Annotated in this window: 19 protein-coding genes; 5 read left to right on the top strand and 14 right to left on the bottom strand. The window is 43.1% G+C overall.

The window, feature by feature from the left end; genetic code table 11:
• Nucleotides 1-3: 3 nt before the first annotated feature.
• The 4 genes from ERX35_RS01940 to ERX35_RS01925 all read right to left on the bottom strand — a co-directional run bounded on the left by ERX35_RS01940 (nucleotide 4) and on the right by ERX35_RS01925 (nucleotide 4,281).
• Nucleotides 4-1,299 (bottom strand): dihydrolipoamide acetyltransferase family protein, encoded by a 1,296-nt coding sequence (locus ERX35_RS01940; RefSeq protein WP_149458217.1) that lies wholly within the window; start codon nucleotides 1,297-1,299, stop codon nucleotides 4-6.
• Between the two features lie 80 nt (nucleotides 1,300-1,379).
• Nucleotides 1,380-2,357, bottom strand: coding sequence for an alpha-ketoacid dehydrogenase subunit beta (locus ERX35_RS01935; protein WP_149458216.1), 978 nt, complete (start codon nucleotides 2,355-2,357; stop codon nucleotides 1,380-1,382).
• 3 nt (nucleotides 2,358-2,360) lie between these two features.
• On the bottom strand, nucleotides 2,361-3,476 hold the full coding sequence (pdhA, locus tag ERX35_RS01930) for a pyruvate dehydrogenase (acetyl-transferring) E1 component subunit alpha (protein ID WP_149458215.1): 1,116 nt from the start codon (nucleotides 3,474-3,476) through the stop codon (nucleotides 2,361-2,363).
• A 178-nt stretch (nucleotides 3,477-3,654) separates the two neighbouring features.
• Nucleotides 3,655-4,281, bottom strand: a complete 627-nt coding sequence (locus ERX35_RS01925) for a YkyA family protein (protein ID WP_170234506.1) — start codon at nucleotides 4,279-4,281, stop codon at nucleotides 3,655-3,657.
• A 113-nt stretch (nucleotides 4,282-4,394) separates the two neighbouring features.
• Between ERX35_RS01925 and def the strand changes: the two genes are divergently transcribed.
• On the top strand, nucleotides 4,395-4,949 hold the full coding sequence (gene def / locus ERX35_RS01920; protein ID WP_149458213.1) for a peptide deformylase: 555 nt from the start codon (nucleotides 4,395-4,397) through the stop codon (nucleotides 4,947-4,949).
• Between the two features lie 64 nt (nucleotides 4,950-5,013).
• Here def and ERX35_RS01915 read toward each other — a convergent pair whose 3' ends face one another.
• Both ERX35_RS01915 and ERX35_RS01910 read right to left on the bottom strand, forming a co-directional pair.
• The gene (locus ERX35_RS01915) at nucleotides 5,014-5,283 is read right to left on the bottom strand and encodes a hypothetical protein (protein ID WP_149458212.1); all 270 of its coding nucleotides are present in this window, start codon (nucleotides 5,281-5,283) and stop codon (nucleotides 5,014-5,016) included.
• A gap of 35 nt (nucleotides 5,284-5,318) precedes the next feature.
• Nucleotides 5,319-6,092 (bottom strand): Cof-type HAD-IIB family hydrolase, encoded by a 774-nt coding sequence (locus tag ERX35_RS01910; RefSeq protein WP_149458211.1) that lies wholly within the window; start codon nucleotides 6,090-6,092, stop codon nucleotides 5,319-5,321.
• A gap of 201 nt (nucleotides 6,093-6,293) precedes the next feature.
• Here ERX35_RS01910 and ERX35_RS01905 point away from each other — a divergent pair, with 201 nt between their 5' ends.
• Together ERX35_RS01905 and rnjA are read left to right on the top strand one after the other, a co-directional pair.
• Nucleotides 6,294-6,506, top strand: a complete 213-nt coding sequence (locus tag ERX35_RS01905; RefSeq protein ID WP_149458210.1) for a DNA-dependent RNA polymerase subunit epsilon — start codon at nucleotides 6,294-6,296, stop codon at nucleotides 6,504-6,506.
• Nucleotides 6,506-8,182 (top strand): ribonuclease J1, encoded by a 1,677-nt coding sequence (gene rnjA, locus ERX35_RS01900; protein ID WP_149458209.1) that lies wholly within the window; start codon nucleotides 6,506-6,508, stop codon nucleotides 8,180-8,182. Before ERX35_RS01905 ends, rnjA begins: the two co-directional genes overlap by 1 nt.
• A 63-nt stretch (nucleotides 8,183-8,245) precedes the next feature.
• Here rnjA and ERX35_RS01895 read toward each other — a convergent pair whose 3' ends face one another.
• Genes ERX35_RS01895 through ERX35_RS01885 form a run of 3 tightly spaced genes read right to left on the bottom strand, consistent with a single transcriptional unit; the run spans nucleotide 8,246 to nucleotide 11,288 of the window.
• Nucleotides 8,246-8,908, bottom strand: a complete 663-nt coding sequence (locus tag ERX35_RS01895) for a potassium channel family protein (protein WP_149458208.1) — start codon at nucleotides 8,906-8,908, stop codon at nucleotides 8,246-8,248.
• A gap of 11 nt (nucleotides 8,909-8,919) precedes the next feature.
• Nucleotides 8,920-9,939: a cytochrome d ubiquinol oxidase subunit II gene (locus tag ERX35_RS01890; protein ID WP_149458207.1), complete on the bottom strand. Its 1,020-nt coding sequence runs from the start codon at nucleotides 9,937-9,939 to the stop codon at nucleotides 8,920-8,922.
• Nucleotides 9,940-9,941: 2 nt separating this feature from the next.
• A complete protein-coding gene (locus ERX35_RS01885; RefSeq protein ID WP_149458206.1) occupies nucleotides 9,942-11,288 on the bottom strand; it encodes a cytochrome ubiquinol oxidase subunit I in 1,347 nt (448 codons plus the stop codon).
• Nucleotides 11,289-11,469: 181 nt separating this feature from the next.
• On the opposite strand from ERX35_RS01885, the gene ERX35_RS01880 reads away from it, so the two are divergent.
• The gene (locus tag ERX35_RS01880) at nucleotides 11,470-11,706 is read left to right on the top strand and encodes a glutaredoxin family protein (RefSeq protein WP_149458205.1); all 237 of its coding nucleotides are present in this window, start codon (nucleotides 11,470-11,472) and stop codon (nucleotides 11,704-11,706) included.
• Entirely contained in the window at nucleotides 11,699-12,532 is an 834-nt protein-coding gene (locus ERX35_RS01875) for a metallophosphoesterase (RefSeq protein ID WP_149458204.1), read from the top strand. The genes ERX35_RS01880 and ERX35_RS01875 overlap by 8 nt, the downstream gene beginning before the upstream one ends.
• Before the next feature lie 25 nt (nucleotides 12,533-12,557).
• Here ERX35_RS01875 and ptsP read toward each other — a convergent pair whose 3' ends face one another.
• The 5 genes from ptsP to auxA form a co-directional block, all read right to left on the bottom strand.
• A complete protein-coding gene (ptsP, locus tag ERX35_RS01870) occupies nucleotides 12,558-14,267 on the bottom strand; it encodes a phosphoenolpyruvate--protein phosphotransferase (RefSeq protein WP_149458203.1) in 1,710 nt (569 codons plus the stop codon).
• A complete protein-coding gene (locus tag ERX35_RS01865; RefSeq protein ID WP_149458202.1) occupies nucleotides 14,267-14,533 on the bottom strand; it encodes a phosphocarrier protein HPr in 267 nt (88 codons plus the stop codon). The genes ptsP and ERX35_RS01865 overlap by 1 nt, the downstream gene beginning before the upstream one ends.
• Before the next feature lie 164 nt (nucleotides 14,534-14,697).
• Nucleotides 14,698-15,246, bottom strand: a complete 549-nt coding sequence (locus tag ERX35_RS01860; RefSeq protein ID WP_149458201.1) for a DUF697 domain-containing protein — start codon at nucleotides 15,244-15,246, stop codon at nucleotides 14,698-14,700.
• A gap of 50 nt (nucleotides 15,247-15,296) precedes the next feature.
• Nucleotides 15,297-16,466: a class I SAM-dependent rRNA methyltransferase gene (locus ERX35_RS01855; protein WP_170234505.1), complete on the bottom strand. Its 1,170-nt coding sequence runs from the start codon at nucleotides 16,464-16,466 to the stop codon at nucleotides 15,297-15,299.
• A 209-nt stretch (nucleotides 16,467-16,675) separates the two neighbouring features.
• Nucleotides 16,676-17,950, bottom strand: a complete 1,275-nt coding sequence (auxA, locus tag ERX35_RS01850; RefSeq protein ID WP_149458200.1) for a lipoteichoic acid stability factor AuxA — start codon at nucleotides 17,948-17,950, stop codon at nucleotides 16,676-16,678.
• Nucleotides 17,951-18,007 lie beyond the last annotated feature (57 nt).

The raw sequence follows: 18,007 nt of genomic DNA, 5'->3' as shown, positions 1-18,007 counted from the left end.
TTTTTACCCCTCCATTAATAATAATTCTGGATTATTTAACAAACGTTTAATATGGTTCATTGCATTTTGAGCAGTCGCGCCATCGATTTGACGGTGGTCAAAGCTGAGTGATAATGCAAGAACTGGTGCTGCAACGATTTCGCCGTCTTTAACGATCGGTTTCTGTGCAATACGGCCGATACCTAAAATCGCTACTTCAGGATGATTGATGACCGGCGTGAACCATTGTCCACCAGCTGAACCGATATTACTAATTGTACATGAAGCACCCTTCATTTCGCTAGCTTGAAGTTTACCGTCACGTGCTTTTCCTGCTAACTGATTAATTTCGTCAGAAACTGCGAAGATTGATTTGCGATCCGCATTTTTAACGACTGGTACTAACAGACCACGTTCTGTATCTGCTGCAATACCGATGTTGTAGTAATGTTTTTGTACGACTTCATCTGTTGCATCATCAATAGAAGTGTTTAAAGCAGGGTAAGCTTTCAATGCTGATACTAATGCTTTGACCACATAAGGTAAGAACGTTAATTTAATACCTTGTTCAGCTGCCACATCTTTGAATTTTTTACGGTGATTCCATAACGCTTCAACATCAATTTCATCCATTAATGTTACGTGAGGCGCTGTATGTTTAGAGTTAACCATCGCTTTAGCGATTGCTTTACGCATTGCAGGGATTTTTTCACGAGTCTCTGGGAACTCGCCTTCCGGAGCTGCAATCGGTTGTTTTTGTTCAGCCACTTGTTCAGTCGCTTCTTTAGCTGGTGCTGCATCTACTTGTGGCGTTACAGCTGGAGTGCCGCCATTTTTGTATGCTTCGATATCTTCTTTAAGCACACGGCCGTTTTTGCCTGTACCTTGTACAGCTTTAATATTGACGCCGTTATCGCGGGCAAATTTACGTACAGATGGCATAGCGATAACACGACGGTTGTCGTCTACTTCAACGTCAGCAGTAGCTGCTGTAGTTTCTTTCACTGTTTCTTCTTTAGCAGGTGCTTCCGCCGGCTGTTCTTCTTTAGCTTCTTCACCATGTGCATCTGATGCCGGTGCGTCAGGAGAGTCAATTGTTACAATGACATCACCTAAGTTAGCCACTGTGCCTTCTTCAACGACTACTTTCTCAACTGTACCTGAGACAGGAGAGGGAATTTCGACTACTGACTTATCATTTTGTACTTCGCAAAGAATATCATCTTCCTGAATCGTATCGCCCGATTTAACGAACCACTTAACAATCTCACCTTCAAAGATACCTTCACCAAGTGCTGGTAATTTAAATTCAAATGCCACTATAGGTTCCTCCTAAATATTCCGTAATATTAAAATGGAGAAAGGTAACAACCATTGCTACCTTTCAATCAAACTCTTTTTTAGAATTCTAAAGTTTTCTTAGCTGCTTCGACAATATCCGTTTTGTTTGGAAGCCAGACGTTCTCAGCCTGTGTAAATGGATAAGCAGTATCAGCTGCAGATACGCGGGCAATAGGAGCTTCTAAACTCAATACAGCACGTTCAGAGATTTCTGACACAACGTTCGCGCCGACCCCTGCTTGTTTTTGAGCTTCCTGTACGACAACAACACGGCCTGTTTTTTCAACTGAGGCAATAATTGTCTCAATATCAAGCGGCTGGATTGTACGCAGGTCAATTACTTCAACAGAATGACCGTCTTTCGCTAACTCTTCAGCTGCTTTCAATGATTCTTGAACCATTGCACCGTAAGTAATGATAGAAAGGTCAGTTCCTTCTTGTTTCACTGCTGCTTTGCCCAGTTCCACTGTGTACTCTTCTTCAGGTACTTCTTCACGGAATGAACGGTATAATTTCATATGCTCCAAGTAGACAACTGGATCATTGTCACGAATTGCTGAGATCAATAGACCTTTAGCATCGTATGGGTTTGATGGAATAACCACTTTAAGACCCGGTGTCTGAGCCATTAAACCTTCCAGGTTATCAGCGTGAAGTTCAGGTGTATGAACACCGCCGCCGAATGGTGCACGGATTACAACCGGAGCAGGCTTAGTGCCGCCTGAACGGAAATTCTGACGCGTTAACTGAGCCGCAATTGAATCAAATACTTCGAAGACGAAGCCGAAGAACTGAATTTCCATAACCGGACGGAAGCCCGTCAATGTTAAACCGACTGCCAATCCACCAATACCTGATTCAGCAAGCGGTGTATCGAACACACGGTCTTCACCGAATTCTTTTTGAAGTCCTTCAGTCGCACGGAATACACCACCGTTGACACCAACGTCTTCACCGAATACAAGAACGTTTTCGTCATTTTTTAGTTCAGTTTGAAGTGCATTAGTTATTGCTTGAATCATTGTCATTTGTGCCATGACTTACTTCGACTCCTTCTCTTTATAAATTTCATATTGCTCTTTTAAGTTAGCAGGCATTTCTCCTGAGTACATGATCTCAGCTAATTGAGAAACCGTTTGTTTTGGAGTCGCATCTGCTTCTTTAATCGCATTTTTAATGTCTTCTTTCGCACGTTCCATAACTTCGTTTTCTTTCTCTTCATTCCATAGACCTTTAGCTTCAAGGAATTTACGGAAACGAACTAATGGGTCTTTTTTGATCCATTCAGCATCATCATCTGAAGTTCTGTAACGAGTCGGATCGTCACCTGCCATTGTATGTGGACCGTAACGGTAAGTCATAGTCTCGATTAATGTCGGACCATCACCCGCGATCGCACGTTCACGCGCTTGACGTGTCACTTCGTAAACCGCTAAAACGTCCATGCCATCTACGACGATACCAGGGATACCTGCTGCTACTGATTTTTGAGCTAATGTTTTAGCAGCTGTCTGTTTGTCACGTGGTGTAGAGATCGCATAGTTGTTGTTCTGGATGACAAAGATTGCCGGTGCTTTAAATGCAGATGCAAAGTTGATACCTTCATAGAAGTCACCTTGTGAAGAACCGCCGTCACCTGTATAAGTGATAGCTACTGCCTGTTGACCGCGTTTTTTCAGACCAAGTGCGACACCTGCTGTCTGTACGTACTGCGCACCGATAATGATTTGTGGCGCTAATGCATGCATTCCTTCAGGGAACTGACTTCCTACAAAGTGACCACGCGACCATAAGAATGCTTTAGTCAACGGAAGACCCTGCCAGATTAATTGCGGGACGTCACGGTAACCCGGTAAAATCCAGTCTTCTTTTTCAAGTGCATAGTGAGAGCCAAGTTGAGATGCTTCCTGACCAGCTGTCGGTGCATAGAACCCAAGACGGCCCTGGCGGTTAAGAGAGATAGAACGTTGATCAAGAACACGTGTCCAGACCATTCTTTCCATTAATTCAACTAACTGCTCGTCTGTTAAGTCCGGCATAAATGCCTCATTTACTACATTACCATCTAAATCTAATACTTGAACAAGTTCAAACTTAGACTCGATTTCATTAAGAACTGCTACTGCATCGAATGGTGCTTGTTTCTTCGAAGCCATTCAATTCACCAAACCTTTCGGATTTAATATAATTTCTTTACTAAACTATTCTATCATATATCTGTAGTAGTGTTAAATAAAAAACTTTAAACGTTTTACATTATAACTATCAACCGTTTAATAAACTGTATTAGTATTTATTTATCATCTGTTATATATCAAAAAATTTTTTATTCGACTATTCGTTCAATCGATCAACGACATCTTTTTTCTCTTTTTCGAGCGCTTTGGAATTATTGTTGTATACTGTTGTCAGCTGCTGAAATTTTTTCGTTGTTTCGCCCAGCTGATCTATTTTTTCGTTGACAATTTGACCGGCTGGCTGAGGCTGCTGTAAATAGCTGAAAATATTCCGCTCTTTAGCGAGAATGTCTTCATAGGCTGTCATCAGCTGCGCATGCGTGCTGTATTTCTTCTCCATCTTATCGATGATATCCTGCGCTTCGTTTTTATTCTGCTGATCGGCGATGGCCTTAGCGAGCGGCAGCGACTTTTTGAATGCTGCTTCAGACGCTGCAATAGCCTCTTTCTCCTCTGTAATGACTGCTTTCCGGTTATCAGCGTTCTGTGCGAGTTTCTTGGCAGTGGCATGAATTTCATTCAAAGTGCCTTTATTGATTTTTTCAAACATCTGCACTTTTTCATTCTCAAGCCGGCTTAACTTGTCACTTGTCTCGACAATCGGCTTTTCTTTCTCATTCGCTAGTTCAATCTGCTTGTAGAATGATTCAAGCTGCTTGTTTTCATTGCCGCAGGCTGCGAGCAGCAGCACTGATAAACAGACAGCTGTTTTATACATTGGCATCATCATACCTCCTTGTGATTTCTATCTTATAGTAGCTTTTTTTATTTAGTGATTCAATCATTAGGTGGAACAGCGATTTGCTCTCTGTTATATTATTATCAAGGAGTGATAACATGTTAACGATGAAAGATATTATTCGCGACGGCCATCCGGGCCTCCGCACAAAAGCAGAAGACGTCAGCCTTCCGCTCAGCACTGAAGATCGGCAGACGATTGACGATATGCTTGACTTCCTTATAAATAGTCAGGACGATGATATCGCAGCCAAGTATCAGCTCCGCAGCGGCGTCGGCCTTGCTGCGCCTCAGCTGAACATCAATAAAAGAATGCTCGTCATCCATTTCTTTGATGACAAGAAGAACAATTATATTACCCATCAGCTGATCAATCCAAAAATTATCAGCCACAGCATAGAAAAAAGCTATCTGCCGCAAGGTGAAGGATGCTTGAGTGTCGATGAAACCATCCCGGGGCTTGTCCACCGCTATGCCCGTATTACAGTAAAAGGCTACAATCCTGAGGGCAAGGAAGTGAAGCTGCGCTTAAACAGTTTTGCCGCTATCGTCGCCCAGCATGAAATCGACCATTTAAACGGTGTGATGTTTTATGACCATATCAATCATGACGATCCATTCAAGCCTGAGCCTAACGCATCACCTGTCGAATAACTGAGGAAGCCGCCGGAAATAAAATTCCTGGCGGCTTCTTTCGGTTATCCAGTCTCTTTAAGTATTAAATAAAGACATCTGTCCGTTCATTGAACGATAGATTATTGTCTCTCAAAAATTTCTCCAGCTGGTTCATCTCTTCAATATTCAGCCATTCCGGGTCTTTGTTATGTGCTGCGAGATGAGGGTCCTTATTGTCATGAGTGTCAGGGAAATAAACATAAGTCATCACGACTTCACCACCCCGTCTATTGAACTCAACATGGCTCAATGATTTAGAGGGATGATTAAATTCTTTTTGAATCTCCTCTTTAATTCTTGCTACGTTTGCCATAATGATCATCCTTTATCTGTTTTCTATCGTCTATCCTATATCATCTGCAGCTGTTTGAAAGCTTTGTATAACCCGTCATCATCTACATGAGCAGTGATGTAGTCAGCGGATGCTTTCAATCCATCAACTGCATTGCCCATCGCTATACCGATACCGGCCCACGCTATCATCTCAAAATCGTTGTTCCCGTCCCCTACTGCAATACAGTCCTGCTGAGCGATACCGAGCTTTTCTGCGAACTTCTTGATCCCTTCAGCTTTCGAGCCGCTGCTCGGCACAACATCACGGCTCACTTCGTGCCAGCGGTAAAATTTCAGCGCGTCATACTGATTGTCGTAGAGTACATCATCGCTCGCCTGGTGGAATATTAACGCCTGATAGATCGGATGACGTTCAAAATATTCAGCTTCAAAGCGCGGATGGTTTATTTTAATTGAGGACAGACTCTTTTCTATATGCTCATGATGATTGACGTTTGATACCATATCATTATGCGTGAAATAGACCATCGGATGCTCCCGCTCCGCTGCCTGCTCCTCAAGCTGCCGCAGCGCTTCAATATCGAGCGGATTTTCATGAATCACTTCATTATTATAGACAACATATTGGCCGTTGAAAGAGACAAAGTTATGTATTTCTGTATCACGGCATACTTTCTCGAGCGTAAACGGTGCTCTACCGCTTGCGATAGCGAGAATGTGTCCATTCGCTTTCAACTGCCGAATCGCCTGATGGGTGGCTTCAGGTATTTCCGTCCTGCTGTTATAAATTGTTCCATCTACATCAAAAAAGATTAATTTCCTCGTCACTTTACCGCCTCCATATTTTATAATCATACAAAAGATTAACGTTAAACTCTAGTTTTTAAGTTAAAGGCTTTACACTCGCTTCTTACTTCATGTAAAATAACAGTACTCATACATTTATATAAATGTCTTGTACGGTTTGAATTGGCCCTAGACTAGCTAGGGCATTCTTTATGTGATTTCAATAAATTAGGAGGCTATATAATGGCAATTTTTAAAGTATTTTATCAAGAGGACAGAAGTGAAGTCATCATCCGCGAAAATACGCACGTCAAATATTTCGAAGCAGAAACTGAAGAACAAGTGAGAAAACATCTATCAGATCGCCCTTACAATATCGAATTTGTTCAGAAACTGGAAGGTGCTCATCTTGCATATGAAGAAAAAGCACCAAGTTATAACGTGGAGACAATCTAATGAATCTTCTCCAAAAAAATGAGGTAGGCGTATTTGCGCTGGGTGGTATGGGCGAAATCGGTAAAAACACCTATGCAGTAGAATACCAGGATGAAATCGTTGTCATTGACGCAGGAATTAAGTTCCCTGAAGACGAGCTTCTTGGTATTGATTATGTCATACCTGACTATTCTTATCTTGTGGCGAACAAAGATAAGATTAAAGGCTTATTCATTACGCATGGTCACGAAGACCATATCGGCGGCGTGCCATTCCTGCTGAAACAGCTGAACATTCCTATTTACGGCGGACCGCTTGCTTTAGGGCTGATCAGAAATAAGCTGGAAGAACACCATCTGTTAAGAACTGCATCATTAAATCCGATCAACGAAGACAGCGTGTTTGAATTCAATCACCTGAAAGTGTCATTTTATTTGACGACACACTCCATTCCTGAGGCATACGGCGTTGTTGTTGAGACACCGGAAGGTAAGATTGTGCATACCGGTGACTTCAAGTTTGACTTCACACCGGTCGGCGCACCGGCGAACATTGCCCGCATGGCTGCGCTTGGTGATGAGGGCGTACTCTGTCTGCTGTCTGACTCAACTAATGCAGAAGTCCCGAATTTCACCATCAGTGAGCGTGAAGTCGGACAGAACGTTGAACAGATTTTCAGAAAATGTACCGGCCGTATTATTTTCGCGACATTCGCCTCTAATATATACCGTGTTCAGCAGGCGATTGAAGCGGCTGTCAAGTTTGACCGTAAGATTGTCATCTTCGGGCGTTCAATGGAGAACAATATTAAGATCGGCATAGAGCTCGGCTACATTAAAGTGCCGCCTGAAACGTTTGTAGAAGCGAATAAAATCAACGGCGTACCAAAGCATAAGCTGCTTATTCTTTGCACCGGTTCTCAAGGGGAACCTATGGCTGCGCTGTCTCGTATCGCTAATGGTACACATAGGCAGATCAGCATCATCCCTGATGATACTGTTATCTTCTCTTCTTCACCGATACCGGGCAATATTCGCAGCGTCAACCGGACCATCAACGCGCTCTATAAAGCAGGTGCTGATGTCATCCACGGTAAGCTGTCAAATATTCATACATCGGGTCACGGGTCACAGGAAGAGCAGAAGTTAATGCTGAGACTTATCAAACCGAAGTTTTTCATGCCGATTCACGGTGAATACCGTATGCAGAGTCTTCATGGTAAGCTCGGTATCGATTGCGGCGTTCATCCTGACAATGTGTTCATCCATGAAAACGGTGAAGTGCTGGCACTGACTAGAAATTCCGCGAGAACAGCAGGCCAAGTGCAGTCAGGTGACATACTGGTTGATGGCAGCGGTATCGGTGACATCGGCAACGTCGTCATCAAAGACCGTAAAATATTATCGGAAGATGGTCTGGTGATTGTCGTCGTCAGCATTGACTTTAAAACGAAGCAGCTGCTTGCAGGACCTGACATCATCTCACGTGGATTTGTCTATATGCGTGAATCCGGTCATTTAATCTACGATGCACAGCGCCGCTTGAAGCGCGTCGTCATCGAAAAGCTGAACAGCACTGAAGCAGTCGAATGGCATCATATTAAAAATGCCATCGCAGAAGAACTATCACCTTATCTTTATGAGAAGACAGAACGTAAACCAATGATTCTGCCGATGATTATGGATGTTAAACAATAATAAACAGCCCTCCCTGAGTACTCAGGGAGGGCTGTTTATTATAAGAATGCTTGATAATCAGTCTTAATCGTTCGCTATTTTTTTCTCAAAGCGGTTCAGATCGTTATCGTGACCAATGACAATCAGTATATCACCGCGTTCAATCACTTCATACGGATCCGGTGATACGAGTATTTCCTTGCCTCGTTTCACGGCGATAATATTCAGTCCATAGTTGGCCCGGACATCCAGGTCTAAAATCGTATTGCCCTGTAACGTTTCCCCTGCCCGTATTTCCACGATGGAATACTGGTCAGAAAGCTCCAGGTAATCGAGCACCGAAGCACTCGCAAGGTTATGCGCGATACGTCTGCCCATATCTCGTTCCGGATGAACGACAGTATCTGCGCCAATTTTATTGAGCACTTTGGCATGATAATCATTCTGAGCTTTCGTCGTGACTGTCTTGACTCCTAAATCCTTAAGAATCAATGTCGTCAAAATACTCGCCTGAATATTATCACCGATAGCAACGATGACATGATCGAAGTTCCGGATGCCGAGACTTTTAAGCACCGCTTCGTCTGTTGTATCAGCGATGACCGCATGCGTTGCGATATCTGCGTATTCATTAACCCGCGCCTCGTCGTTGTCAATCGCCATGACGTCGACCCCTAAAGCGTTTAACTCACGAACAATACTTCCCCCAAATCGACCGAGGCCGATCACTACAAACTCTTTCTCCATATGAACCTCCGTTACTTCTTGTTACCTTTGACATAATCTGCGTCAAAGATAAATAATCTTAATAATAATAGTAATGAAGGAACAAGTAAAAGTAAACCTAAAATAAATACGATGACAAGTGCAATGGCCATGTTATCGTTGACGACTGCTTTATTGATATTGACATATGGATATAAAATGTAAGGAAGTTTGCTTAATCCATAGCCGAAGAATGCGAGTGCGAACTGGATCATAATCATGATAAACGCCAGTCCATGATTTCTTTTCAGCAGTATCAGAATGAGTGCTGCCAGAAAGAAGACGATACTCAGTGCAAACAGCCACCAGTAATGCGTGAGTGCTGTGTTAAAGTGCTGTGCATTATGCTGCCGGAGACTCAAGAAGACAAACTGGCAAATAATAAGCATCGGGCCCGCCCATATTAAAAACCACTGGCGCATCAGCCGGTAAGCTGCCGTGTCCCCTGCTTTATGCGCATAATACGTTAAAAATCCTGACGAAATATACAGCACAGAGATGATGGCAAGAAAAACAACGGCCCATGAATACGGACTCATCAACAGTTCCAGCCAGTTGAGCATGACTCCTTTATCCGTCTTCTCAATAAAACCACCTTCTGAAATCGTTAAGACGGTTGAGAATGCCGCCGGAATTAACAGTCCTGTCATCCCGTACAGGAAAATCCATGCGAACTTGGAATCTTTGCCGTATGTTTCAAAAGCATAGAAGCCGCCACGGATAGCCAGCAGAATGAGCGCCACTGTTCCTGGAATCAACAACGTTGAACCGAAGTAGTAAGCCGTATCCGGGAAAAAGCCGACGATTCCTACAAAGAAGAATACGAGGAAGACGTTCGTCACTTCCCATACCGGATTAAGGTACCTTGACACTAGACTGCTGATCATATGGTCCTGCTTTGTAATCTTTGCATACAGCATGAAAAATCCTGCGCCGAAGTCAATAGCTCCGATAATAATATAACCGTACAGGAAGGTCCATAACACAGTAATACCAATATGCTGATAATCCATATTTATTCCCCTCCCACAAATGCTTGATTCTGTTTAACATCAAACTCAGCAGGCTTGTCCCGGAACATTCTGATCAGAACATAGGCGCAAGAGAAACCTAGGATAGCGTACAGCATGGCAAAAGCGACGAGGACAAGTGACAGACCGTCTGCCTGTGTTGCCCCTTGAACCACTTTTAAATAGCCTCTCAGGAGCCATGGCTGTCTGCCCATCTCTGCAAGGAACCAGCCGAATTCAATTGACAGCATACACATCGGCCCGGTCAGTGCAATCATGTAAAGCATAAACGGATGCTCGGTGATAGCCGGCTTGAACTTTCTGAGCACTAAATACACGATTGAAATAGTGAATGCAAACATACCGAAGAATACCATTAAATCAAAGAAATAGTGAATGATGAGCGGCGGGCGTTCATCTTTAGGAATATCATCCAGCCCTGTTACTTTAGTATTGAAGTTATTATCAGCCAGGAAGCTCAGGACACCTGGAACTTTGACAGCGCCTTTTACTTCCTGGGTTTTAGGATCTAAAATACCAAACAGTACAAGGTCCGCCTGTCTTTCAGTTTTGAAATGCCATTCCATAGCTGCCAATTTTTCAGGCTGTTCATTATGCAGAAACTTAGCAGACATATCCCCTGCAATAATTGTCAGCAAGCCGAACAACAGACCGACAGTGATCGTGATTTTCAGGCCGTGGGTATGATAATCTCTATCCTGTGGAAACTTGTTGCGCAAAATTTTCACGGCCGCGATACTTGCCAGCATAAATGCTATCGTCATACCGCCGGTTGCTACGACATGGAACGCACGCACAAAAAATGACGGGTTAAGCATAGCCGCTATCGGATCGACACCGGTCATTTTTCCGTGCACAATCTTAAAGCCTTGTGGTGTATTCATAAATGAGTTCACACTCGTAATGAACAAGGCACTCATGGTTGAACCGATGATGATCGGAAAGTTAATGAGCCAGTGAAGCCATTTGTTTTTGAATCTATCCCATGTGTAAAGATAAATACTCAGGAATATCGCTTCAAAGAAGAAGGCGAATGTTTCCATAAACAGCGGCAGGGCGATCACCTGGCCGCCAAGCTTCATAAATGTCGGCCATAATAAGGATAATAACAGACCGATAATCGTCCCGGTCACGACGCCGACTGCCACCGTAATAGTGAAGCCTTTTGCCCAGCGTTTCGCCATCGCGATATGACGCGGGTCTTTCTTATAGAGACCGAGTCCCTCAGCAATCATAAACATGACCGGCAGAGCGACACCGATTGTTGCAAATATAATATGAAACGCAAGTGTCATAGCAGTAAGCAGACGACTTAGTACAACTGCATCCATCGATTTCCTCCTTATTGTGATTTTTATCACAAATTGATATATTTCTATTATAGCTAATTTCCATCCATAATTCTATTTATAAACTTGAAATAAATGTGACAATATATTGATTGATCATCTTTATTGTATTCTTCATCTATTAAAGCTATATTGATACTATTCTTAAGAAGGAGAACGACCAATGAATATTACCATCTATACACAGAACCAATGCCCTCCTTGCGCATTCATAAAACGTTATTTGGCAGAAAAATCTATTCCTTACACGGAAAAGAATATCAGAAACCCCCGTTACCGCCGGGAGATGATGGATTACGACGCGTTCAGCACACCTCTTATCATCATGGGTGACGAAGTCATCCGCACAGTGGATATAGCACGTATCGAAGCGCGGCTGCAGGAGGTGCAGCATGATTGAGCTTGCCATACGGACTTTATTAAAACTTAAGCCCCGCTTCCTCTATGCCAGGGCTGATGATGTTAAAGTCAAGACTTATAGAATACCGCTGCTGCACAACCAGCATGCACGGCCGTTTCGAATCGTTCATATTTCCGACCTTCATATCGGTTTTAATTATACATATGAGGATTTAATCGAGCATATTAATAAAGTGAACACGCTTCGCCCGGACATCGTCATGATTACCGGCGACCTGTTTGACCGGATCGATCGCTATAAAGGAAAACCTCAAGCTTTCTCGCCGCTGCTCCGGACCATTCAGGCACCATCCGGCGTTTATTTTTCTTACGGCAACCACGACCAGCGCAGCAGCCGGACCCATAAAATACAGCAGGTCATCGAAGACAGCGGCATTCACCTGATGAATAATTTCGGCCGGACCATTGACTATGATGGAGAAGCCATCTATATTAGCGGCATTGATGACGTGTTAAACAGTAAAGGCAATGTCACACAGGCGCTGAAAAATAGGACCGACTCCCACGATTTCACTATTATGATGGTTCATGAGCCTGATTTTGCTGATTACGTCAAACGCTTTGACGTCGATCTACAGCTGTCAGGACACACGCACGGTGGTCAGATCAGACTACCACTGCTGGGCGCCCCTATCCTGCCGGCACTGGGAAAAAAATATGTGCGCGGCCTCTATCAGCTGATGCATCATCATCATTCAATGATGCTCCATGTGTCTCCGGGTCTCGGGACAACGCATTTGCCCATCCGTTTTTTCTGCCCGCCAGAGATCACTGTGCTCGAGCTGACAACAAAAGAAGCCGAGTAAACAATTCGTTTACTCGGCTTCTTTTTTATATACGGTTAACCAGTTCCACGACTTCTTCCTGAGTCGCACAATTGATTGCCTGTTCCGCTAATTTTTTCATTTCTGTCTGATTTAAATTCTTAATCTGGCGGCGGGCTTTCAAGATGCTGGTCGCACTCATTGAGAACTCATCCAGACCAAGACCAAGCAGCAACGGAATTGCTGTTGTATCGCCTGCCATCTCACCGCACATACCTGTCCATTTACCTTCTTTATGACTCGCATCGATAACCTGCTTCACTAAGCGCAGAATCGCCGGGTTATAAGGCTGGTACAAATATGAAACGCGTTCTGACATACGGTCAGCTGCCATCATGTACTGAATTAAATCATTAGTACCGATACTGAAGAAATCGACTTCTTTTGCAAAAATATCAGCCATCGCAGCAGTCGATGGAATTTCCACCATAATGCCGAGTTCAATAGTATCTGATACTTTCACTTTGTCGTCAATCAGCTTCGCCTTTTCTTCTTCCAGAATCGCTTTCGCTTCACGGAACTCGTTGATTGTTGCAATCATCGGGAACATAATGCTTAAGCTGCCATGCGCAGATGCACGCAGCAGTGCACGAAGCTGTGTTCTGAAGATATCCTGCTGGTCCAGACATAAGCAGATCGCACGATAGCCAAGGAACGGGTTCATTTCATGCGGTAAGTTTAAATACGGCAGCTCTTTGTCTCCGCCGATATCAAGCGTACGGACAACGACACGCTTACCTTTCATTTCAGAAAGCACGCGTTTATAAGCTTCGTATTGTTCTTCTTCAGTCGGCATGCTGTCTCTTCCCATATACAGGAATTCTGTACGGTAAAGACCGATACCTTCTGCGCCGTTATTGATTACGCCTTCTAAATCGTTAGGCGTCCCGATGTTCGCAGCAAGTTCCACGTGCAGGCCGTCTTTAGACGTTGTTTTGTCATTGACAAGCTGCTTCAGTTCTTCTTTTTCCTGAATGAAGTTCGCCTGCTTCTGTTTGTAAGCGATGATAGTTGTCTCATCAGGATTAATAAACACTTCACCTGTTGAACCGTCAACAATGACCATATCGCCGTGCTTCACAGCAGCAGTAATGTTTTTAGTCCCTACTACCGCGGGAATTTCGAGAGAGCGGCTCATAATAGCCGAATGGCTTGTCCGGCCACCGATATTAGTCGCAAACCCTTTGACAAATTCTTTGTTCAGCTGCGCCGTATCAGACGGTGTCAGATCATCTGCGATAATGACGACACTTTCATTGATGGTCGTTGGATTCGGCAGTGTCACACCTAATATATGAGCCAGCACACGCTTGGACACATCACGGATGTCAGCCGCACGTTCTCTCATATATTCATTATCCATCGATTCAAAAATCATCACAAAGTTATTCGCTACAGTCATTAATGCCGCTGCTGCATTGGACTGGTTTGTGCGGATATCATCTTCGATCGGCTGAATCAGTTCCGGATCTTCAAGAACGAGCAGATGTGCGTCAAAAATAGCCGCTTTGTCAGGGCCGAGCGCTACTTCTGCATTATTTCTAATTTGAGTCAGCTCAACTTTTGACTGGTTGATAGCCGCCTTAAATTTTGTCACTTCCGTTTCAGGATCAGCAACTGTATCATTAGTGTAGGTTAAGTCTGGTTCAACTAAAAGATAGGCCTTCGCGATGGCAACGCCATCGGAAGCCCCAATTCCGTTTAACATATTAGACATTATTCTGTTAAGCCTTCTTTAGTCAACACGTCTGAAATGGCTTGAATAGCTTCCTGCTCATCAGCACCTTCAGCATAAATTGTGATTTCAGCATTTTTACCTACACCAAGACTCATAACACCCATGATTGATTTTAAGTTAACTTTTTTGCCGTTGTATTCTAATTGAACGTCTGAATCAAACTTACTTGCAGTTTGTACAAGCATTGTCGCCGGGCGTGCGTGAATACCAGTTTCGTCAATAATTACATAAGATTTTTGTTCCATCGTTAAATTTCTCCTTTAGAAGCATGATTATGCAAATTTTTTTATATATAAACTGAAACGGTCTATACAGTGAATAGAATAACAAATTATAGCGTCAACTTCAATTGTTTGATATAGGATGATGATTTAACTCACCGTAAAATAAACACTCTACACATAAGTTATCACTTTGTACTATTGATTAATGCTCGTGCGACTTTCTCGCATTTATCGATATGTGCAAGCCCCATTTTCTTCATCATATAGTAGCTGACAGAAGCAGAAATCGCCTGGCCGACAATCGGCACCCATTTAGACTGCTTGGCAAGTTCGCGTTTTGCTACCGTCTTGAACAATGCTGCAACCACTGCTCGAGACATCCGTCTGCCTATTAATTCGCTGCCCTGTTTAGCCGCTGTCATCATGACTTTTTGTTTAAGATCATCAGTCATGCCGTTCACCTGCTTATGGCTTAAACCATATGTCCGGTTGATCTGCTCAATCATGTCAGTCATCAGCTTCATGTCAACCCCGACATCCAGTCCGGGAATCGGTACAACAGCACCGGCTGAGCTCATCAGCGACTTGTTTTTAATCAAGTTCTCCGCCATCTCCCGGCGCTCTATCAGCTGCCTCTCGTCAGCAGGAAGATCATTTTTTATCATTGCTGTTTTTCGGTTGGTGCTATTTAAGTTTTTAGCGATTTTATTAATCATTGTATCCAGTAATCCCATGTCGCTCACTCCTTAATTGTTTAATCATTTATTTCCCGAAAAATTGATGATTAATCTAAAAACTTGATAAGCACGACTTTCAAATACTTGGAAGCCTTATAAGAATTGGTGGTTTTAAAGTCTTTCGGCAGCCCCATCACTTCTACAAATTCAAAGTCCCGCCGCTGTTCTTTCAGCGTTGTCTCAATCATCTTCTTGAAAGCATTCAGCGAGTAATCACTGGCATTTGTGCTGAGCAGCAGATAACCATTCGCTTTAACAAGCGGCACGGCTCCTTCAATCAGCTCATGGTAATTGCTCTTCACGCTGAACCGGCGCTTTTTAGAACGTGAGAAACTCGGCGGATCGATGACAATCAAGTCATATGACAGTTTTTTGCGGGAGCAGTATTTGAACATATCAAACACATCAAGTGTATAACGGAAATGATCATCCAGCGGCAGTTCATTCAAGCCAAAATTCTGTTCAATGAGCTCCAGCGAGCGTTTAGCGATATCCACACTTGTCGTACTCATCCCATTTTTAGCCGCTGCCACACTAAAGCCTCCGGAATAGGCAAATAAATTCAGCATCGTTCCTTCTTCTAACGGCAGCGCTAATATTTTGTTTCTCACATCGCGCTGATCGAGGAAGATGCCGGTCATCGGTCCTTCTTCAAAATGTATCGTATAGAATAAATTATTTTCCTGAATGATCAACGGGAACTCCGCCGGCTTATCAGTCAGGAGATGCGTCGGCACTTCTCTGTCAAATCTTAGTTTCTCATAGATCGTTTCATAGTTGAAGACGGCTTTCAGCGCTGTCAGTACTTCCTGCTGGTAGCGGTAAATTCCTTTTGAATACCACTGAATCAATAAATGTCCGTTATAGTTATCAACAGTGAAACCTCCAAGCCCGTCCCCTTCTCCGTTATAGATCCGGAAGGCATTCGTGTGACTTGCCCGGTAAAGTGATTCGCGTTCTTTATGCGCCTGCTCCATCAATGCTGTAAAATAGCTCTGTGTCAGCTTGACCTCTAAATCATCGCTCACCTTATAGCCGATGCCTCTATTTTGACGGCCGAAGTAAAACAGGCCGAGTGCCTCTGCCGACGCGTTCTTTAAAATAAAAAGATCGCCTTCATTTAAAGGGTCCATATCAAACACATCTGCTTCTTCGACCACTAAATAGCCATCCTTGTATTTCTTGCCATGCCGTTCTTTCAATGTTACTGTCTTCACTCACTTCACCTCATTTAGTTATACTTCACTATAACACAAAAAGAGTGCCGTAAAGGCACTCTGTACGTTCATATTACCACTGCACTTTCCCCAAAGTGCATTTCTCCCATCGCTATGTAACCGCTTTCCATTATATTATAATTAAAATACAGGAGAATGACAATACATAAAATGAGAGAAAATTAAACAATTAACTTATTACTGCTTAATCAGTACTGTTTCTTCAGATGATAGAAAAATAACGGCGTAATCATCAAAACCAGCAGGATAATGACAGGTGGAATAAACAACGACAAGTTAATGCCTTTGAACAGCATCAAATAGAAGGCAGTGATGATTTTGACGAATAAAAAGGTCACGGTGAGCAGCTGACCAAAATAACCCCGCTTTTTGAAATGGATCAGCGCGGTAAAGAATAAGTAGCCGATGACCATAAGCAGCAGACCGGCAAGATTGATCCATTCATAGAAATACTGCATTTTCACGACATTGAACTGACTGACATTGAAGAGCACACTTCTGTTGTTCAGTTCAATAAACGTCAATATTAGTATCATTGTCCCGAACAGCAGTTCAATATGAAAGAATTTGAACCACTTTGGTTTTCTCATCCATGCCGGGATATCTTCATCTTTTAAATTGATCCATTCGGCAAACTTCAGCCGCATTTTCTTAAGGCCGATCATTACTTTTTCATCAGCTTTCAATGACTGCCTAGACAGCTGCTCAAATGCTTCATTAGTCTGATGATTGATTGTATCGCTCACCAGGCGGTCGCGTTTTTTGCGGTGCACACGTGACAGCTCATCAGTGCTGTCCGCTTTTGTCGCCCGGTGCAAAAAGATATAGTTGCCGAGCGCACTTAATCCCATCACTGTCAGCAGGATGAAGAAGAAGTTAAGCGCCATTACATCGAGCGGCGTCACTGTGTTATCTGCCAGGCGGTCATAAATTCTGTTCTGCGTCAGTATATAGGCGACTGAAAAGAAAAACAGCAGGACGATATGATGCATCTTCCGGTAATCCTGATTCAGTCGCTTTCTATTCAATACATAGAACGTCAGAATGAGAAAGGACAGAAAATAGACGATTGTATATATATCGTAAACTTCAAACATCAGCACTGCTGTAAAGAGAAAAAGAAAGAATGCACTCAGCAAATAGAAATAAGCGATCAGCTGATCAAACTGTGTCGTCTTCTTCAGCAGTCTGCTGATATAAATGAAGCCCAGTCCGTATATCATCAGTATGGCCGCGTAAATGAGCGGAAGACTATGAATATAACGGCTTAATATTTTGATAAAAGCATAGTGATAAATACTGATAAAATCCAGCAGCTGTGCCATATGCAGTTTATTCACTGCTATTTCCTTGAAATTTACAATAGCGCTGCTATTGAATATGATAAATATTCCGCTGCCGACAAAAATCAGTCCCAATAAACAGCCGGTGATGACTTCTATATTGTTTTTAAACCATTTCATACTTTCACCTCATAACCATTATAAGGAAAAGTCGCGTGATTGTCCTTTGAATATGAA

It is taken from the genome of Macrococcus equipercicus (assembly GCF_004359525.2).
GTDB lineage: Bacteria > Bacillota > Bacilli > Staphylococcales > Staphylococcaceae > Macrococcus > Macrococcus equipercicus.
The sequence above is the reverse complement of the archived record's forward strand: the minus strand, read 5'-3'. Positions and strand labels throughout refer to the sequence as shown.